Raw genomic sequence first — 18,530 nt, 5'->3', positions numbered from 1 at the left:
GTTTTGTAACTATTGTAATCTTTTAATTAAAATCCAATGCCAGATAAATATACTTAAGAGTAAGCTGAATACCTATAAATAGTTATATGATAACCTTTTTAATAATGCTGGTGATGAGAATAGTAAGCACCTGAAACTGTTTTTAAGGTGTTCATAACGCTGTGGTTTTAAATATAAAAATGTGAGCGAGAACGAAAGAAATAAACCTGGTTGTTGCATATGGGGGTTGATTAGGGGATTATTTGGTTTTGTCATACAAATGAAAATACAGACATATGCGACTGTCCTGACTTAAGAAGCGGAGAGTCGGCATCAAAGGAAAACGACCCGAGCATCACCATGAACCCAGGTATTAGTAAAAACAGCAAATAGAAAAACTGGGCGTGAAATACGGCTGAACCTTTGCTTGATATCGCGATATCAAGCGCAATAAACAGAAATGAAGCAATGGAGTAGTTATTGTGAATGTAAATTTCTTTGTTACCTGCATTGGTGACGCACTGAAATCACGGATGGCACGAGACTCCGTATTGCTGCTGGAAAAACTGGGTTGTCGCGTTAATTTCCCCGAGAAGCAAGGGTGTTGCGGTCAGCCAGCCATCAACAGCGGTTACATCAAAGAGGCGATCCCTGGGATGAAAAACCTGATCGCCGCCCTGGAAGATAACGACGATCCGATTATCTCGCCAGCAGGCTCCTGTACCTACGCGGTAAAAAGCTATCCGACGTATCTGGCCGATGAACCGGAATGGGCGCTGCGTGCCGAAAAGGTTGCCGCGCGTATGCAGGATCTCACCTCCTTTATCGTCAACAAGCTGGGCGTGGTGGACGTCGGCGCCAGCCTGCAGGGCCGCGCTGTCTATCATCCCTCTTGTAGCCTGACTCGAAAGCTGGGAGTAAAGGAAGAGCCGCTCACGCTGCTGAAAAACGTGCGCGGGCTGGAGCTGCTGACGTTTGCCGATCAGGATACCTGCTGCGGCTTTGGCGGGACGTTCTCGGTCAAAATGGCCGAGATATCCGGCGAGATGGTGAAAGAGAAAGTCTTACATTTGATGGATGCGCAGCCGGAATATTTGATTGGCGCAGACGTCAGTTGCCTGCTGAACATTGGCGGTCGACTGCAACGGGAAGGCCAGCCGGTCAAAGTGATGCATATTGCTGAAGTGCTGATGAGCCGCTGAGGGGAAAGAGATGTCGATAAAAACCAGCGATGTAGAATTTAAACTGCGCATTCGTCAGCAGATAGAAGATCCGATCATGCGCAAAGCCGTGGCCAATGCGCAGGAGCGTATTGGCGCAAATCGACAAAAAATGGTCGATGAGTTAGGCCACTGGGAAGACTGGCGCGATCGTGCCAGCCAGATCCGCGATCACGTGCTGAGCAACCTCGACGCTTATCTGTATCAACTCTCCGAGAAAGTGACGCAAAACGGCGGCCACGTCTATTTCGCCAAAACCAAAGAAGAGGCCACCGCCTACATTCTGCAGGTCGCGCGAAGCAAAAACGCGAAGAAGGTGGTGAAGTCCAAGTCGATGGTGACCGAGGAGATCGGCGTCAACCATGTCCTGCAGGATGCGGGAATCCAGGTGATCGAAACCGATCTCGGGGAATACATCCTGCAATTGGATCAGGATCCGCCTTCGCACGTCGTGGTGCCGGCTATTCATAAAGATCGCTATCAGATCCGCCGCGTGCTGAACGAGCGTCTGGGGTATGACGGCCCGGAAACCCCGGAAGCCATGACCTTGTTCATTCGCCAGAAGATCCGCGAGGATTTCCTGAGTGCCGAAATCGGTATTACCGGCTGTAACTTTGCCGTGGCGGAAACCGGTTCAGTATGCCTGGTGACCAACGAAGGCAACGCGCGCATGTGCACCACGCTGCCGAAAACGCACATTGCGGTGATGGGCATGGAGCGTATCGCGCCAACCTTTGCCGATGTGGATGTGCTGATCACCATGCTGGCGCGCAGCGCCGTGGGCGCTCGTCTGACGGGCTATAACACCTGGCTGACCGGCCCGCGTGAGGCGGATAACGTGGACGGACCGGAAGAGTTCCACCTGGTGATTGTCGATAACGGTCGCTCGCAGGTGCTGGGCTCTGAGTTTCGCGATGTGCTGCGCTGCATCCGCTGCGGGGCCTGTATGAACACCTGCCCGGCGTATCGCCACATTGGCGGGCACGGCTATGGCTCTATCTATCCTGGACCTATCGGCGCGGTGATTTCTCCACTGCTCGGCGGCTATAAAGATTTTAAAGACCTGCCGTACGCCTGTTCCTTATGTACGGCCTGCGACAGTGTTTGCCCGGTGCGTATTCCGCTGTCAAAACTGATCCTGCGTCATCGCCGGGTGATGGCCGAGGAGGGCATTACCCCGAAAGCTGAGCGACGGGCGATCAAAATGTTCGCTTATGCCAATAGTCATCCGGGGCTGTGGAAAGTCGGGATGATGGCGGGCGCGCATGCGGCAAGCTGGTTTATCAATGGCGGCAAAACCCCGCTCAAGGTTGGCGCGATTGGTGACTGGATGGAGGCGCGCGATCTGCCTGATGCTGACGGCGAGAGCTTCCGCAGCTGGTTTAAGAAACATCAGGCGCAGGAGAAAAAGAATGGATAACCGTACCGCGTTTTTAAACACCATCGCCCAGGCGCTGGGTCGCCCGCCGCGTTTCGAACCGCAAGCGGATGCCGCGCCGGTTAACAATTATGCCAACGAGCGCCTGACCGAACTTAGCCCGCAGCAGCGCTGCGATGCGTTTATCCAGTTCGCCAGCGAAGTGATGCTGGCCCGCTGTGAACTGACTCGCGAGGACCAGGCCGCAGAAGCAGCGCTACGCCTGTGTGAAGAATTGGGTCAGCCGGTAGTGCTGAGCGGCGACAGCCGACTGGTGGCGCTGGGCATCACCGAACGCTTGCAGCAGGAATGCAACGCCGTGGTCTGGGATCCGGCGCGAGGCAGCGAAAATATTACCGAGGCCGAGCAGGCGAAAGTCGGCGTGGTGTATGCCGAGTATGGCCTGACTGAGTCCGGCGGCGTGGTGCTGTTTTCCGCGCCGGAGCGCGGGCGTTCTTTGAGCCTGTTGCCGGAATCCTCGATTTTCGTGCTGCGTAAAAGCACCATCCTGCCGCGCGTGGCACAACTGGCAGAAAAACTGCATCAGAAAGCGCAGGCCGGTGAGCGTATGCCGTCGTGCATTAATATTATCAGTGGACCCAGCTCGACGGCGGATATTGAGCTTATCAAGGTGGTTGGGGTGCATGGCCCGGTGAAGGCGGTGTATCTGATTATTGAGGATTGTTAAGGCAGGAGAAAGAACCGCTCTGGCGCTGTGGGCCAGAGCGGTATCGACGTTATGCAATCATGCTGATGATCAACACGATTACCAGGCCAACCACGGAGTTCACCAACTCCAGCAGACCCCAGGTTTTCAGCGTATCCTTCACCGACAGGTCAAAGTAGCCTTTGAACAGCCAGAACGAGGCATCGTTGATATGGGTCAGGGTGTTGGAGCCTGCCGCCGTCGCCAGTACCAGCAACGCCGGATCGACGCCCACCAGTTGACCGGTTGCCGGGTCGAGAATGGCTGCGCTGATAATCCCCGCTGCCGTCATGGCTGAGACCACGCCCTGACCGGTTGCCAGACGAATAAGCACGGTTATCAACCACGCCATGATGTACGGAGAAATATCGCCGTGCGACATCAGCATGCCGATGGTATCGCCGATGCCGGTATCGATAATGGTCTGCTTCAGTACGCCGCCCGCGCCGATGATCAGGATCACCATGGCGATGCTTTTCACCGCGTTTTCAAAGGCGTTCATCACCCACTGCATGTCGTGACCACGCGCGGTACCAAACAGCACGAAGGCGACAATCATGGCGATAAACATCGCAATTGGCGAGGAGCCTAAGAAGTTGACCACTTCCCACGCCTGCGTTCCTTTCACCAGCCAGATGTTGGCGATGGTGGTGGAGATCATGATGATCGCCGGGATCAGTGGAACCAGAATAGAGATGCCGAAAGACGGTAGATTGTTCTGGTCAACCGGTACGTCGGCCTTCATGAATGACGGCGTCGGGCGATCGAGGTTGCCGAGGAACTTTGGCAGGATAAGCCCGGCGCAGATCACGCTCGGAATAGTCACCAGAATACCGTAGATGTAGACCATACCCATGTCAGCGCCGTAGGCGTTAACCAGCGCGACCGGACCAGGCTGCGGTGGGAACAGAGAGTGGGCGGTGGTGGCGGCGGCAACGGCAGGAATCGCCAGCTTGAGGAACGGGATCTTCGCTTCTGCGGCAATGACGATCACCAGCGGCGCCAGCATAATAAACGCCACTTCATAGAACATCGCCAGGCCGAAAATCAGACCAATAATGATCACCGACAGCTGTACATAGCGCAGACCGAGTCGCGCCAGCAGCGTATGAGCAATCTGATGCGCCGCTCCGGAATCGACCATCAGCTTACCGATGACTGCCCCGAATACCACGATAATCGCCAACTCACCCAGCGTGCTGCCAAAGCCGGATTTCATGGTGTGCAGCAGCGCCATTAAGTCCATACCCGCCAGCATGCCGACCGAGAGCGCCGCCAGCAGCAGGGCGACCATCGAGTTTATTTTGAATCTTAGATTGAGCACCAGCATCAGACCGATGCCGAATACGACCCACAGAATATTGAGAACATGCATATAACGTCTACCTTTATTGGTTGAACTATTATGATTTTGGTTGAGATGTTATCTGCATTGGTTAACCATTGATGCGATGAATGTCACATTGCGTTACATGTTTACATCTTTACTGCGCTTCCTGGCCGCAAAATGGCGATCTAATCAGCAAAAATCGTGATTTGGTTAACCAATTCATTCCTTCAGGTTGACATGTCATACCAAAAGGAGGAATTTATGTGCCATATCGTCGAGTCCATAACGTAAATGAGGAATAAAAGATGGAACAGACATGGCGCTGGTATGGTCCTAACGATCCGGTCACCTTAGCGGATGTACGTCAGGCGGGTGCCACGGGCGTGGTCACCGCCTTGCACCATATCCCGAACGGGGAAGTGTGGACGGTTGATGAGATCCTAAAACGCAAAGCCATTATTGAGCAGGCGGGCCTGGTCTGGTCGGTCGTCGAAAGCGTACCGATCCACGAAGACATTAAAACCCGTTCTGGTAACTATCAGCAGTGGATCGCCAACTACCAGCAAAGCCTGCGTAACCTGGCCCAGTGCGGCATTCGTACCGTGTGCTACAACTTCATGCCGGTTCTCGACTGGACCCGTACCGACCTGGAATACGTCCTGCCGGACGGCTCCAAAGCGCTGCGTTTTGACCAGATTGAATTCGCCGCCTTTGAGCTGCACATCCTCAAACGTTCGGGCGCGGAAGCGGATTACACCGCCGAAGAGATTGCTCAGGCGAATGAACGCTTCGCCACCATGAGCGATGAAGACAAAGCGCGTCTGACCCGCAATATCATCGCCGGTCTGCCGGGCGCGGAAGAGGGCTATACGCTTGACCAGTTCCGCCAGCATCTTGCGCGTTATAAAGATATCGATAAAGCCACACTGCGCGAGAACTTTGCCGTCTTCCTGAAAGCAATTATTCCTGTGGCGGAAGAAGCAGGCGTGCGGATGGCGGTACACCCGGACGATCCGCCGCGCCCAATCCTCGGCCTGCCGCGCATTGTTTCCACCGTGGAAGATATGCAATGGATGGTCGATACGGTCAACAGCATGGCGAACGGTTTTACCATGTGCACCGGCTCCTACGGCGTCCGGGCGGACAACGATCTGGTCAACATGATCAAGCAGTTTGGCCCACGTATTTACTTCACCCACCTGCGCTCCACGCTGCGTGAAGATAACCCGAAAACCTTCCATGAAGCGGCGCATCTTAACGGCGACGTCGATATGTACGAAGTCGTGAAAGCGATCGTTGAGGAAGAGCAGCGCCGTAAAGCCGAGGGTAAAGAGGACCTGATCCCAATGCGTCCGGACCACGGCCATCAGATGCTTGACGATCTGAAAAAGAAAACCAACCCAGGCTACTCCGCGATTGGTCGCCTGAAAGGGCTGGCGGAAGTGCGTGGCGTTGAGATGGCTATCCAGCGCGCTTTCTTTAGCCGCTAAAGCGAGTTGCCGGTCACCTGTCTGGCCGGCTTTTTCTTTTCTCTTCCGTTGGTCATTCAACGGGTTCTGGAGTTCACGATGACAACGACAATTGCCAATAGCAACCTGCCGGTTGCTCGCCCTGCATGGGACAGCTCGCGCCTGCAATCCCGCATTGTTCACCTGGGATGCGGCGCATTTCACCGCGCGCATCAGGCGCTGTACACCCATCATCTGCTGGAAACCACCGACAGCGACTGGGGGATCTGTGAAGTTAACCTGATGCCGGGTAACGACCGCGTGCTGATTGAAAACCTGCGCAAACAGCAACTGCTGTATACCGTGGCGGAAAAAGGCGCGGACAACACCGTGCTGAAAGTGATTGGCTCGATGAAAGAAGCGTTGCACCCGGAGCTTGACGGCTGTAATGGTATTTTACAGGCTATGGCGCGCCCGCAGACGGCAATTGTCTCGCTGACGGTCACGGAAAAAGGCTACTGCACTGATGCTGCCAGCGGTCAGTTAGATCTCAATAACCCGCTGATTAAACACGATCTGGCGAATCCAGGCACGCCGAAATCGGCGATTGGTTACATCGTGCAGGCGCTGCATCTGCGTCGTGAGCAAGGGCTTGCAGCCTTTACCGTGATGTCTTGCGATAACGTGCGTGAAAATGGTCATGTGGCGAAAGTCGCGGTGCTGGGTCTGGCGCAGGCGCGCGACCCGCAGCTGGCGCAGTGGATTGAGGCTAACGCCACTTTCCCGTGCACCATGGTCGACCGCATTGTTCCGGCGGCGACGCCAGAAACGTTGCAAGAGATTGCCGACCAGTTGGGCGTGTACGATCCGTGTGCTATCGCCTGTGAGCCATTCCGTCAGTGGGTTATCGAAGATAACTTTGTTAACGGTCGCCCTGACTGGGATAACGTTGGTGCGCAGTTCGTTGCCGATGTGGTGCCGTTTGAAATGATGAAACTGCGTATGCTCAACGGCAGCCACTCTTTCCTCGCGTATTTGGGCTATCTCGGCGGTTATGAAACTATCGCCGATACTATGACAAATCCGGCGTACCGCAAAGCGGCGTTCGCGCTGATGATGCAGGAGCAAGCGCCGACGCTGTCGATGCCGGAAGGCACCGATCTTAACGCCTATGCGACGCTGCTCATTGAGCGTTTCAGCAACCCATCACTGCGTCACCGCACCTGGCAGATTGCGATGGACGGCAGCCAGAAATTGCCGCAGCGCCTGCTGGATCCGGTGCGTCTGCATCTGCAAAACGCCAGCGACTGGCGTCACCTGGCGCTGGGCGTGGCGGGCTGGATGCGCTACACCCGTGGTGTGGATGAACAGGGGCAGGCCATTGATGTTGTCGACCCCTTGCTGGCTGAGTTCCAGCGCATTAACCAACAGTTCCAGGGGGCCGAACGCGTGACGGCGCTGCTGGGGCTGAGCGGCATTTTTGGCCATGATCTGGCGGAAAACGCTGATTTTGTGGAGACAATTATCGCGACGTATCAACAGCTGTGTGAACACGGTGCACGCGAGTGCGTTGCGGCGTTAGGCGCTGACGCATAATCCCCGAAGTATGACGGGTCAATCAAAATGCTGATTTGGTTGACCCGTTTTCTGTTTTTGGCTTCCCGCAAATGCTATAGTTCAGGCGAAAAAACGTTTTTTGTAGGCTTGATAAGATGCGTCAGCGTCGCCATCAGCCAACGGCACAGGTGCCGGTTGGCAGCGCATGTGCCTTATCCGGCCTACGGATCTGAATTGACGCATCTGACGGACATAACACGATGAAATCGAACACTTCTCAACAAAGACCCTACCAGGAAGTGGGTGCAATGATCCGCGATCTGATTGTCCAGACGCCGTACCAGCCCGGGGAGCGTTTGCCGCCGGAACGTGAAATTGCTGAGATGCTCAACGTCACTCGCACGGTGGTTCGCGAAGCGTTAATTATGCTGGAAATTAAAGGTCTGGTGGACGTGCGCCGCGGCGCCGGGATTTACGTACTCGACAATGCAGATGCGCAGACCATCGACAGTACGGATGTCAATCATTGCAATGACGCGGGTCCGTTTGAGCTGCTGCAGGCGCGACAGCTGTTGGAAAGCAATATCGCCGAATTCGCCGCGCTGCAGGCAACGCGTGAAGATATCGTTAAAATGCGCCAGGCGTTACAGCTGGAAGAGCGAGAGCTGGCCTCCAGCGAAGCGAACGGTTCTGAAAGCGGCGACATGCAGTTCCATCTCGCCATAGCCGAAGCCACGCATAACAGCATGCTGGTGGAGCTGTTTCGCCAGTCATGGCAGTGGCGTGAGAACAACCCGATGTGGATCCAGCTCCATAGCCACCTCGACGATACCCATTACCGTAAAGAGTGGATGGGTGACCACAAACAGATCCTGGCGGCATTAATCAAAAAGGATGCCCGCGCAGCCAAGCTGGCAATGTGGCAGCATCTGGAAAACGTCAAACAGCGCCTGCTGGAGTTTTCAAATGTTGATGACATCGACTTTGATGGTTATCTGTTTGATTCCTGGCCGCTGGATAAAGTTAACGCCTGATTTTCCTTCCTCTCCCATGCGGGCTGTTGCAGCCCGCGCGACACTTTTCAGCACAAAAGTTTATTGCATAACAACGCTTTTTTCTCGTCATGAACGTCACGTAAAAAAAGGTTTCCATCACCTCAGATGATGATTTTTCCTCCGTCGTTACGCGGTGAAAATTGATTTATATCAATTAAAAACAACTTATTTTTGCATGCGAAAAAATGCATTGTTTACCTTATTTTTACCTTTCCGTGCTTATTTTTAGACAAAACGGGCCTGTGTTAAGTGAGAATCAAACTGATTTCCGCGGTGGTCAGAGCGAGGCTGCCCGGAATAACAGTGCATAAAAACAGGCGCTTCACGGAAATGTAGACATTAATAACGGCACGTAACTTATTGGCTGTAATGATGTTTTGATTTGAGGTCATGTTTATTGTCAATAGTTTTGGCTTTTTTAATCAAATGAATAAAAGTGAAAATATGTAAAGTTAAAATTACACATTATTCTATAATCAAGTTATCTTTCATTTGAAATGCTGTTCCAGTTTTTTGTCCGTTATTAACAGTTTCATTACTATTGTCACTGTATTTTGCCGTTGACATGTTTTTACACTGACTGCATATTTCATCGCCATAAGCGTGTTTGCGTTCAGGAGATGATAATGCCCTCTCGAGATTACCCCGATATTAGAAAGGCCAGGGGTACCCGTTCAAAAGATATGGTTCTTTTAAGTGCCCGTGTCGATACCTCTCTGTGGGAATATGTTCGTACGCTGGCATTTGAAACCCGTAAAAGTAAACAAGATATTATTGCCGAAGCAATAATGTTATATCGCTCTGTTAATGAGAGCGTAAGCGAAGAATCCAAGTAATTACTCTCTGTTCGGGTTTTATTTAACCCAAAATGATATGTGTCTTGCCACTTTATTATTACCTTCATTGGTGTGTTAGAGGTTTTCCCCTTTTCCATAGGGGGCTTTTTTATGCGGGTATTCTGCCTTCATAACAAAGTTGATAGCAAAATTCACAATTAAAAGTGAGTAATAACATGAAAAAGTCAGCAGTGGCATTAGCTGTAATGGTATTAGGGGTAACCTCCGTTCATGCAGCGGAAATTTATAATAAAGATGGCAACAAACTGGATCTGTACGGCAAAGTAAAAGCGGTCCATTCCTGGACTGGCGGCACCGATGCCGACGGTACATACGCGCGTCTGGGTTTTCGCGGTGAGACACAAATCAACGATCAACTGACCGGTTATGGCCAATTTGAAAGTCAGTTTGATGCCTCTAAAGCAGAAGGTTCTCAGAATGGCGTCAATACACGTCTGGCGTTTGCTGGCCTGGATTATGGCCATGACGTTAGCTTTGACTACGGTCGTAACTACGGTATTGCTTACGACGTGGGAGCTTACACTGACACTCTTTCAGAGTTCGGCGGCGACTCCTTTGAAGATACTGACCGCTTCCTTACTACACGTACTGCTGGCGTTGCAACACTCCGCACCAAAAATCTGTTTGGAGCCGTTGATGGTCTGAACATTGGCGCGCAATACCAGGGCCAGGATGACACTAACATTAGCCCGGCAAAACAGCATGGCAATGGTTATGGCTTCTCCCTGGGTTATGACAATATTGCGGATTCCGGCGTATCTGCGATTGCGGCCTACACCACCAGTGCGGTGACTGCTCTGCAGAAACGAAGCGGCTGGGATGGCGAAAACGCAGAGTTCTGGGGCGCGGGTCTGAAATATGATGCTAATGCCATCTACGTCGCGACCATGTACGGCGAGTCCCACAACCTGATTCAGGATGCGGATAAAGCTGAGCACTTTGAAGCAATGGCTGCGTATGTGTTTGATTTTGGTCTGCGTCCGAACGTGGGTTACGTTCACGCGCGTGACAACAACAATAATGACCTGACTGAATACGTAGCGTTGGGCACGGATTACTACTTCAACAAAAACATCGTGGCTGATGTGGGTTACAAAATTAACCTGCTCGATGGCAAAGACGACGACAACCAGGTTGTTGCAGGTCTGACCTATCAGTTCTAATTTGTTGTACTAGCATAAAAGGCGTCTTAGTTAAGACGCCTTTTTTACCTCTGCCGTGTTTAAACTTGCTGACTCTCTTTCACCGGTCCACAGCTAAACAGCCATTGCCAGATGCCCACTTTTACCCATGCGACCACGCAGATAATCAGGTAAAAAAGTGGATTATGCGTAATGGTAACGTACATGACCTCCATTAAATCCACATGCAAATTTCCGGCAATTGCCATATTGATAACAAAAATTGAGGCTACCGCGCTGGCCAGTAAAATAAATACGGCCTGAAGCTGGGTTATCTCTGGTAACCTGCCAGAGGCCCATTGCCATAAAAATGTTGTTGTTAACAGGAATATAAGAAACAATCCTAACGCGCCAAACAGGCCAAAGTCTTTATAATCCTTTAGCGTGCCAATTAAACCCACCAAAATAATTAACCCCAGTAGTATTTTTTTAAACCATGACATGTACTTTTCCCGAAGATAGTGTTGATGCTGAGTTAATATGTCCATTTTTACGCATTTTAAATTGAGTTTATAAATGAACAGCCGGGAATTATAAATTGTCTGGCGGGTAATTGCTGATTATTTGTTGTTTATTAAATGTTGACATTTGATTGCGGACTAATCCTAAGATACCTCTTTATAAGGTTGTCGATTATACCCTTTTGGGGGAGGCGAAACGCTGTTTGTATAATTGTGTGAGGCTAATCAGTGCCGCAATAAACAAGGCGACGCCACCGCATAGCGTGGCATTAACGATCGCTTGAGCGCCGCTTCCCAGCAGGCTGGTTAAGAGCGGCCCGAGTATTTGACCAATGCCGTAAGTCAGGGTGACCAGGCCCAGCAGATTAATATTGCGCGGTACGCTAAGTTGACGGGCGAGCGGCATGACCAGCGAAGTGGTCCCCATAAACGTTGCGCCAAAACCCACGCTGCTTATCACCAGCAGCGGCAAGGAGTCGCTGGCGAGTGTCATGACCACGCAAGCGCTTTGGATCAGTAAATTCGCCGTCAGGCATTGCAATACCCCCCAGCGTCGGGCAGCCCACAGCCAGGCGAAACAACCCGGAATAATCGATATGCCGACCAACGACCAGAGATGGGCCGTCATCAGCGGCGACCCGGCACTTTTCGCCATCAGTGGCAGGTATGTAGCGACAATGATGTAGCCAAATCCGGCCAACCCATACAGTAGCGCCAGCAGCCACCAGGACATAGGCTGATGCTCTGTTTTTACCGGTGCTGCGGCGGGGAGCGCATGGTCGCGAGATGGCAGGAGCATAACGAGTAGCACAAAGAATACAGCGGAAGCTGCCGCTGCCCCCAGCCAGAGCGTGTGCGATGACAGCGCAAAATGCAGACCGCTGATGACATATTCATTGCCCAGCAAAATGCCTGCGCCAACGCCGGAGAACAATGCGGCGATCACAAAGGGATGCCGGGTATGATGCAGGACGATCATCGAACCAAAAATCATCATACCGGCACTGGCGACGCCTGCCAGAAAACGGATCAGCATCACCAGAGCGGGCTGCTTAACGCTTGCCATTGCCAGAATCAACCCTGCGGTAGCGAGCGCAGAAGTTAACAACATCGGGCGTAAACGTGAGGGAAGATGGAAGAGCCCGAAGGAGAAGAGCAGGCTTCCCGCCAGATATCCGGCGTAGTTGGCGCTGGCAATCCAGGAGAGCTGGTCAAACGTAAACTGACCTTCCGACAGCAGTACCGGGAGCATCGGCGTATACAGAAAGCGTCCAATTCCCATGCCCAGCGTTAAGACCAGCATGCCAAAGAGCGCGACGCTGATGGCATGACGATTTGAATCGGGGCTTCCCTGGGACATACGGACTCTCATTTCACGCTGTTAGGTTGATAATTGTTATATTACATGTGCAAATGATAATGAAAAGTAAAATAAAAATGGGCGTTTTACTTTCTCCTTAAAAATTCGCCAGTGTCAGCAGGGAAGGAATTTGCGACAACAGATATAACACCAGCCCAATAGAACCGCCGACCAGCGTGCCGTTGATGCGGATAAACTGTAAATCTTTGCCGATGTTTAGCTCAATTTGCTGCGACATATCGCGCGCATCCCAGCTTTTCACCGTGTCGCTGATGTGGCGCGTCAGGAAGGTGGCGAACTCCGGCGCAACTTTATACGCGGCCTGCTCCAGATGCCCATTCAGTGAGGCGCGCAGGGCGCTGTCGGCAACCAGTGTTTCGCCGAACCACTGTCCGGCGCTGGCGATGCGCTGCTTCACGCGCGAATCGTCAGCGTTAATGTCGGTTTTCACCCACTGGCGCAGGTCTGCCCACAGTTCGCCAAGATAACGGTTGAAGGCTTCGTCTTCCTTCAGATAGTTTTTCATGCTTTCGGCCCGCACGGCCATCTCCGGATCGTGTTTGAGCTTATCGATTAGCTTAAACGTGGCGCGATCGAAGGCGTGGCGGATCTGATGCGCCCGATCGTGGCTGATGTCATCCAGTAAGGAATTAACGGCATCAGACACCAGTTCGGCGCTGTGCTCGCCCAGCCATTCAGTTGGCAGGATCTTCGCTTTCAGCGGATGCTCGGTCTCCAGCCAGTGCACGATCTGTCGGGCGATAAACGCCCGCGAGCTGTCGCGCTGGAGCAGGGCGATAAGTTGGGCGATCAATGTGTCGAGCAACACCTGATGGCGGTTGTTTTTGGTCATGCTTTCCAGCATCAGCGCGCTGGTACCGGAGAGATCGACCTTGTCGATGGCTTTGTGCACTGCCCGCTTGATCAGCCGCTGAATGCGGGCGTCGTCGGTGAGTTCGAGAAAACCGCTCATGATCTGCAGCAGATGCTGGCCAATTCGCTGGGCGTTTTCCGGCTGGCTGAACCAGTTACCGATCAACAACGCCGGTTCATGGCGGCGGATCAGGGCGATCAGGGACTGGGTGTCGAGAAATTTTTCCTGCACAAACTGACCGAGATTCTCCCCGATCCGATCCTTATTGCGCGGGATAATCGCCGTATGTTGCGAGATGAACGGGATTGGTACCCGACGAAAAAGCGCCACCACGGCGAACCAGTCCGCCAGCGCGCCGACCATCGCCGCTTCGGCGATCGCTTTGATCCCGAGCACCCAGAAGTTAGGCGGCAGAAACAGCGTGATGACGAAGGTAGCGGCGGCAATCAGCAGCAATGAGAGCGCCAGTCGCTTGGCGCGTTTGAGTTCAGCAATTTTATTCATAGGCTTAAGGATAGAGCCAGACGGGGGGATCGCGCAAAAAATGTGGAGCGCCTCCCATTTTCAGACGACAAAGCTTACTCCGGGATCCAGTTGTCCCAGGCGGGTAAGGGGCCGAGTTCCGCCACCAGAAAATCGATAAACGATCGCACCTTCGGATTGCTGTACTTACTGGGAAAATAGAGCGCATACAGGGCGTGGGTTTCGCAGGTGATGGTGCCGTCGAGCATCAGCGGCGTTATCTCTTCTTTTTGAATATGATCGCCAATCAGATAGGTGGGCAAATACGCCACTCCCTGATCTTCTAACACCGATTTCAGCAATACCAGACTGCTGTTGGCCTGGATAGGCATATGCAGTTTTAACGGCACTGTTGCAAATAGTCGGTGGTGATAAACTTATCATCCCCTTTTGCTGATGGAGCTGCACATGAACCCATTCAAAGGCCGGCATTTTCAGCGTGACATCATTCTGTGGGCCGTACGCTGGTACTGCAAATACGGCATCAGTTACCGTGAGCTGCAGGAGATGCTGGCTGAACGCGGAGTGAATGTCGATCACTCCACGATTTACCGCTGGGTTCAGCGTTATGCGCCTGAAATGGAAAAACGGCTGCGCTGGTACTGGCGTAACCCTTCCGATCTTTGCCCGTGGCACATGGATGAAACCTACGTGAAGGTCAATGGCCGCTGGGCGTATCTGTACCGGGCCGTCGACAGCCGGGGCCGCACTGTCGATTTTTATCTCTCCTCCCGTCGTAACAGCAAAGCTGCATACCGGTTTCTGGGTAAAATCTTCAACAACGTGAAGAAGTGGCAGATCCCGCGATTCATCAACACGGATAAAGCGCCAGCCTATGGTCGCGCGCTTGCTCTGCTCAAACGCGAAGGCCGGTGCCCGTCTGACGTTGAACACCGACAGATTAAGTACCGGAACAACGTGATTGAATGCGATCATGGCAAACTGAAACGGATAATCGGCGCCACGCTGGGATTTAAATCCATGAAGACGGCTTACGCCACCATCAAAGGTATTGAGGTGATGCGTGCACTACGCAAAGGCCAGGCCTCAGCATTTTATTATGGTGATCCCCTGGGCGAAATGCGCCTGGTAAGCAGAGTTTTTGAAATGTAAGGCCTTTGAATAAGACAAAAGGCTGCCTCATCGCTAACTTTGCAACAGTGCCGTTTTAACTGATGCAGACGATCCTGTTCATCCGCCACCTTCAGCACCGGCGTGAGACCAGGGTAAACCAGGCAATCATGATCGACCAGATCGCTACGACGCTGGGGCATGCCTTTTTTGGCAAGGTAGCCGGGTGAGGCGCAGTACGCCCAGCGGACAGGCACCAGCTTGCGCATTGCGTAGTTCTGCGGTGGTGCGGTGGAGATTCGCAGGGCGATGTCGAAATCTGTTTCGTTCAGATTCACGAAGTTATCGTTGAGATCGATATACAGATTCACATCTGGGAACTGGGAACGATATTTATCCACCAGGTTCACCAGCCGGGAATAACCAAACGCAATTGAGCAGGTTATGCGTAATTCACCTTGCGGGCTGTGGTAATAACCGGAGGTGGTATTCAGCGTTTCATCGAATTCTTTCAAAAGCTTATTGGCGCGGTTAAAGAGATATTGCCCGGCATCGGTCAGGGTAATACTGCGGGTGGTACGTTTAATTAATGTCGTGCCTAACGTATCTTCCATTGCCGCCAGGCTTTTGCTGACCGCAGATGGCGAGACGTTGAGCTGCGCCGCGGCTTCTGACAATCCTCCGCAGTCGACGATTTTAATGAAAAACTCCAGATGCTTGAGTGAAATCGGCGTACTCATAGTTTCCTTTTATTCACAAGTGATTTGCAAAAACGGTACGAATAGGCCGTTACATTCGCGTTTTAAACATGCAACTATTGAATCACAGGAAACAACTTGCTGGCAAAATGAAAAAATAACAACTTAGGTGAGTTACGTCACAAAATAAAAGGAGGCGAAACGGAAACTCATCACATTGTGAATTTAATCTCATTAAATATTATTCTAAAGGTACCGATTATGTGGTCACGACTCGAACCCTACAGATCGTCGATTATTTTATTAGTTGCTCTGGTGATTGGCGGCTTATTAGGTATTTATGCCCCCTCGTTTGCAAGTAAACTCCAGCCAATCGGCCAGATATTCTTAAATCTGCTATTTATGATTATTGTGCCGCTGGTGGGGATCAGCGTCATGTCTTCGATCGCCAGTATGACCGACCTGAAAAGGCTGGGGCGCATTATGGCGATTATCTTTATTGTTTCGATCGCGATGGCCTTTATTCCGGCCGCCGGGATAGTCGCGCTGGCGCTATGGTATAACCCGGCGCAGGGCGTCACTATCGATCTTTCGCAGTCGGTGCAGGCGGGCAGCGGTAAGATGGATTTTGTCAGCATGATCACGACCAGCGACTTTATCGGACTGTTTTCTAAGTCCAATATTCTGGCGCTGATTGTGATGGCGATTATTGCTGGTGTGGCGATTGGTCAATCGGATCAGGCCGGTAAGCGCATTGCGTCGCTGCTGGAAGATGCCAATACCGTGATCATGAAGATCGTCTCGATCATTATGAAGGTTGCACCGATTGGCCTGGGCTGCTATTTCGCTGCCACTATGGCCAGTCAGGACTCTGCACTGCTGCTGACCTTTGCTCGCGCCATCGGCCTGTTCATGGTGGCCACGCTGGTCTACTTTGTTTTTGGCTCGATTCTCTATTCGTATATTGGCGGCGGTATTCCGGCGGTCAAAGCTTTCTGGCGTAATGCGATTGAACCGTCTGCGACTGCGCTGGGGACTTGCTCTTCGCTGGGGACTCTCCCGGTGACGCTGCGTGCCGGTAAGGCGATGGGGATTAACCCGGAAATCGTTGATGTCTCCATTCCGCTACTGGTTAACCTGAACAAAGGTGGCGTGGCGATGATTGCCGCGCTGAAAATTGTCTTTATCTATTCCGTGCTGGGCATGGAGTTCACCACCGAGACCTTCTTCCTGACCATGCTGATTGCGGTGCTCTCCGCCATTATCGTCGGCGGCGTACCGGGCGGGGCATTCCTCGGTGAAATCTTTATCGTCACTACGCTGGGCCTGCCAATGGAAGCGATCCCGATGTTGGTAGTGCTGGGCACGATTACCGATGCGCCTGCCACACTGATTAACGTTATCCATGATTTGAATGCGGCGCAGATTGTTGAACGGTTCGCTGGAAAAAAGCAGACCAACACTGAAATAAACTCTACTGCTGCGGTGGTATAGGTTTCACACGGATTAAGAACAGGAGATGTTATGAAAGACGCAATGAAGCTTGAGACGCAATTAGTTGTTGCGGGTCGCGACAAACGCTACACCCAGGGAGCGGTGAATCCGGTTATCCAGCGCGCCTCTTCGCTGGTGTTTGATACCGTGAAAGACAAAAAATTCGCCACCGCTAATCGCGCAAATGGCGAGCTGTTTTACGGTCGTCGCGGAACCTACACCCACTTTGCCTTCCAGAAGGCAATGAGCGAACTGGAAGGCGGCGTTGGCTGCGCGCTTTACCCGTGCGGCGCTGCGGCGGTGACCAATGCGATTCTGGCGTTTGTTCAGGGTGGCGATCATATTTTGATGACGGGCGCGGCCTACGAGCCAACCCAGGATTTTTGCAATAAGATCCTGAGTAAATTCAATGTGGAAACAACGTATTACGATCCGTTGATTGGTGCTGGTATCGTTGATCTTCTGCGTCCGGAAACGAAAGTTGTATTCCTCGAATCGCCAAGTTCGATCACCATGGAAGTCCAGGATGTACCGGGGATGGTGAAAGCTATCCGCGCGGTTAATCCGGAGATTGTCATTATGATCGACAACACCTGGGCGGCGGGTGTGCTGTTCAAAGCGCTGGAATATGGCGTGGATATTTCCATTCAGGCGGGAACGAAGTACACCATCGGTCATTCGGACGGCATGCTGGGCACGGCGGTGTCCAACGCGCGTTGTTGGGATCGTCTGCGCGAGAACTCCTATTTGATGGGGCAAACGCTGGATGCCGATACGGCCTACAACGGCAGCCGTGGATTGCGCACCCTGGCGGTACGTCTTAAGCAGCATCAGGAGAGCAGCATCCATATTGCCCGCTGGCTGTCGGCAAGGCCGGAAGTGGCGCGGGTGAATCATCCGGCATTACCGGAATGCCCGGGGCACGAGTATTTTCAGCGTGACTTTGCCGGAAGCTCAGGCCTGTTCTCGTTTGTGCTGAAAAAGAGACTGACCGACGAGCAGATGGCGAATTTCCTCGATAACTTCTCGCTGTTCCATATGGCCTATTCGTGGGGCGGATTTGAGTCGCTTATTCTGGCGAATCAGCCGGAAGAGCTGAACAGCATTCGCCCAGCCGGAGAGGTGGATTTCAGCGGCACCCTGGTCAGGGTGCATATTGGCCTTGAGGATATTGGCGACCTGATTGCCGATCTGGAAGCAGGGTTTGCGCGCATTGCTTAAGATAATGTGATGGTTGCCGGATGCGGCGCAGGCGCCTTATCCGGCCTATCACTACGACATAGGCCGGATAAGCGTCAGT

15 protein-coding genes and 2 pseudogenes are annotated in these 18,530 nt (G+C 52.5%); 11 read left to right on the top strand and 6 right to left on the bottom strand.

The genetic code is table 11. The annotated features are described in order from the left end of the window. The first annotated feature begins 461 nt into the window (after positions 1-461). From HV229_RS21915 to HV229_RS21905, 3 genes are read left to right on the top strand one after another with little or no spacing between them, the layout of a single operon-like run. Entirely contained in the window at positions 462-1,181 is a 720-nt protein-coding gene (locus HV229_RS21915; RefSeq protein ID WP_016155592.1) for a (Fe-S)-binding protein, read from the top strand. Positions 1,182-1,191: 10 nt separating this feature from the next. Next, complete coding sequence (locus HV229_RS21910; RefSeq protein WP_016151552.1) at positions 1,192-2,619, top strand: LutB/LldF family L-lactate oxidation iron-sulfur protein; 1,428 nt, start codon at positions 1,192-1,194, stop codon at positions 2,617-2,619. Next, positions 2,612-3,304, top strand: a complete 693-nt coding sequence (locus HV229_RS21905; protein ID WP_016151553.1) for a lactate utilization protein C — start codon at positions 2,612-2,614, stop codon at positions 3,302-3,304. Before HV229_RS21910 ends, HV229_RS21905 begins: the two co-directional genes overlap by 8 nt. Before the next feature lie 49 nt (positions 3,305-3,353). Here the strand turns inward: HV229_RS21905 and gntP are convergent, their stop codons facing one another. Beyond that, on the bottom strand, positions 3,354-4,697 hold the full coding sequence (gntP, locus tag HV229_RS21900) for a gluconate permease GntP (protein ID WP_181546396.1): 1,344 nt from the start codon (positions 4,695-4,697) through the stop codon (positions 3,354-3,356). A 260-nt stretch (positions 4,698-4,957) separates the two neighbouring features. On the opposite strand from gntP, the gene uxuA reads away from it, so the two are divergent. The 5 genes from uxuA to HV229_RS21875 all read left to right on the top strand — a co-directional run bounded on the left by uxuA (position 4,958) and on the right by HV229_RS21875 (position 10,732). Continuing rightward, complete coding sequence (gene uxuA / locus HV229_RS21895) at positions 4,958-6,142, top strand: mannonate dehydratase (RefSeq protein WP_181546394.1); 1,185 nt, start codon at positions 4,958-4,960, stop codon at positions 6,140-6,142. A 78-nt stretch (positions 6,143-6,220) separates the two neighbouring features. Further along, a complete protein-coding gene (locus HV229_RS21890; protein ID WP_181546392.1) occupies positions 6,221-7,696 on the top strand; it encodes a fructuronate reductase in 1,476 nt (491 codons plus the stop codon). A gap of 221 nt (positions 7,697-7,917) precedes the next feature. Then, on the top strand, positions 7,918-8,691 hold the full coding sequence (uxuR, locus tag HV229_RS21885; protein ID WP_029139754.1) for a Uxu operon transcriptional regulator: 774 nt from the start codon (positions 7,918-7,920) through the stop codon (positions 8,689-8,691). 647 nt (positions 8,692-9,338) lie between these two features. Further along, positions 9,339-9,548, top strand: a complete 210-nt coding sequence (locus HV229_RS21880; RefSeq protein ID WP_047358398.1) for a hypothetical protein — start codon at positions 9,339-9,341, stop codon at positions 9,546-9,548. A gap of 176 nt (positions 9,549-9,724) precedes the next feature. Further along, positions 9,725-10,732 (top strand): porin, encoded by a 1,008-nt coding sequence (locus HV229_RS21875; RefSeq protein WP_016155597.1) that lies wholly within the window; start codon positions 9,725-9,727, stop codon positions 10,730-10,732. Between the two features lie 59 nt (positions 10,733-10,791). Here HV229_RS21875 and HV229_RS21870 read toward each other — a convergent pair whose 3' ends face one another. The 4 genes and pseudogenes from HV229_RS21870 to HV229_RS21855 all read right to left on the bottom strand — a co-directional run. After that, positions 10,792-11,193 (bottom strand): hypothetical protein, encoded by a 402-nt coding sequence (locus HV229_RS21870; RefSeq protein WP_181546390.1) that lies wholly within the window; start codon positions 11,191-11,193, stop codon positions 10,792-10,794. A 190-nt stretch (positions 11,194-11,383) separates the two neighbouring features. Further along, on the bottom strand, positions 11,384-12,571 hold the full coding sequence (locus HV229_RS21865; protein WP_181546388.1) for an MFS transporter: 1,188 nt from the start codon (positions 12,569-12,571) through the stop codon (positions 11,384-11,386). Positions 12,572-12,668: 97 nt separating this feature from the next. Then, positions 12,669-13,949 (bottom strand): DUF445 domain-containing protein, encoded by a 1,281-nt coding sequence (locus tag HV229_RS21860; protein WP_016151562.1) that lies wholly within the window; start codon positions 13,947-13,949, stop codon positions 12,669-12,671. Positions 13,950-14,023: 74 nt separating this feature from the next. Next, a pseudogene (locus HV229_RS21855) lies at positions 14,024-14,338 on the bottom strand (LysR substrate-binding domain-containing protein); the annotation flags it as partial. A 37-nt stretch (positions 14,339-14,375) separates the two neighbouring features. Between HV229_RS21855 and HV229_RS21850 the strand changes: the two are divergent. Beyond that, positions 14,376-15,080, top strand: coding sequence for an IS6-like element IS26 family transposase (locus tag HV229_RS21850; protein WP_181546386.1), 705 nt, complete (start codon positions 14,376-14,378; stop codon positions 15,078-15,080). A 53-nt stretch (positions 15,081-15,133) separates the two neighbouring features. Here HV229_RS21850 and HV229_RS21845 read toward each other — a convergent pair. Beyond that, positions 15,134-15,778 (bottom strand): annotated as a pseudogene (locus HV229_RS21845) (LysR family transcriptional regulator); the annotation flags it as partial. Between the two features lie 219 nt (positions 15,779-15,997). Between HV229_RS21845 and HV229_RS21840 the strand changes: the two are divergent. Together HV229_RS21840 and metC are read left to right on the top strand one after the other, a co-directional pair. Further along, entirely contained in the window at positions 15,998-17,230 is a 1,233-nt protein-coding gene (locus HV229_RS21840; protein ID WP_003019196.1) for a dicarboxylate/amino acid:cation symporter, read from the top strand. Between the two features lie 30 nt (positions 17,231-17,260). Beyond that, on the top strand, positions 17,261-18,451 hold the full coding sequence (gene metC / locus HV229_RS21835) for a cystathionine beta-lyase (RefSeq protein WP_016155600.1): 1,191 nt from the start codon (positions 17,261-17,263) through the stop codon (positions 18,449-18,451). Positions 18,452-18,530: the final 79 nt, after the last annotated feature.

The sequence above is a fragment of the Citrobacter sp. RHBSTW-00524 genome (genome assembly GCF_013747755.1).
GTDB lineage: Bacteria > Pseudomonadota > Gammaproteobacteria > Enterobacterales > Enterobacteriaceae > Citrobacter > Citrobacter braakii.
This window is presented reverse-complemented; position numbering and strand designations above follow the sequence as displayed.

Excerpts from the sequence above, each read along its gene's own strand:
- HV229_RS21910 (WP_016151552.1), top strand. The coding sequence starts at position 1,192 with ATGTCGATAAAAACCAGCGATGTAGAATTTAAACTGCGCATTCGTCAG.
- HV229_RS21905 (WP_016151553.1), top strand. The coding sequence starts at position 2,612 with ATGGATAACCGTACCGCGTTTTTAAACACCATCGCCCAGGCGCTGGGT.
- gntP (WP_181546396.1), bottom strand. The coding sequence starts at position 4,697 with ATGCATGTTCTCAATATTCTGTGGGTCGTATTCGGCATCGGTCTGATG.
- uxuA (WP_181546394.1), top strand. The coding sequence starts at position 4,958 with ATGGAACAGACATGGCGCTGGTATGGTCCTAACGATCCGGTCACCTTA.
- HV229_RS21890 (WP_181546392.1), top strand. The coding sequence starts at position 6,221 with ATGACAACGACAATTGCCAATAGCAACCTGCCGGTTGCTCGCCCTGCA.
- uxuR (WP_029139754.1), top strand. The coding sequence starts at position 7,918 with ATGAAATCGAACACTTCTCAACAAAGACCCTACCAGGAAGTGGGTGCA.
- HV229_RS21880 (WP_047358398.1), top strand. The coding sequence starts at position 9,339 with ATGCCCTCTCGAGATTACCCCGATATTAGAAAGGCCAGGGGTACCCGT.
- HV229_RS21875 (WP_016155597.1), top strand. The coding sequence starts at position 9,725 with ATGAAAAAGTCAGCAGTGGCATTAGCTGTAATGGTATTAGGGGTAACC.
- HV229_RS21870 (WP_181546390.1), bottom strand. The coding sequence starts at position 11,193 with ATGTCATGGTTTAAAAAAATACTACTGGGGTTAATTATTTTGGTGGGT.
- HV229_RS21865 (WP_181546388.1), bottom strand. The coding sequence starts at position 12,571 with ATGTCCCAGGGAAGCCCCGATTCAAATCGTCATGCCATCAGCGTCGCG.
- HV229_RS21860 (WP_016151562.1), bottom strand. The coding sequence starts at position 13,949 with ATGAATAAAATTGCTGAACTCAAACGCGCCAAGCGACTGGCGCTCTCA.
- HV229_RS21850 (WP_181546386.1), top strand. The coding sequence starts at position 14,376 with ATGAACCCATTCAAAGGCCGGCATTTTCAGCGTGACATCATTCTGTGG.
- HV229_RS21840 (WP_003019196.1), top strand. The coding sequence starts at position 15,998 with ATGTGGTCACGACTCGAACCCTACAGATCGTCGATTATTTTATTAGTT.
- metC (WP_016155600.1), top strand. The coding sequence starts at position 17,261 with ATGAAAGACGCAATGAAGCTTGAGACGCAATTAGTTGTTGCGGGTCGC.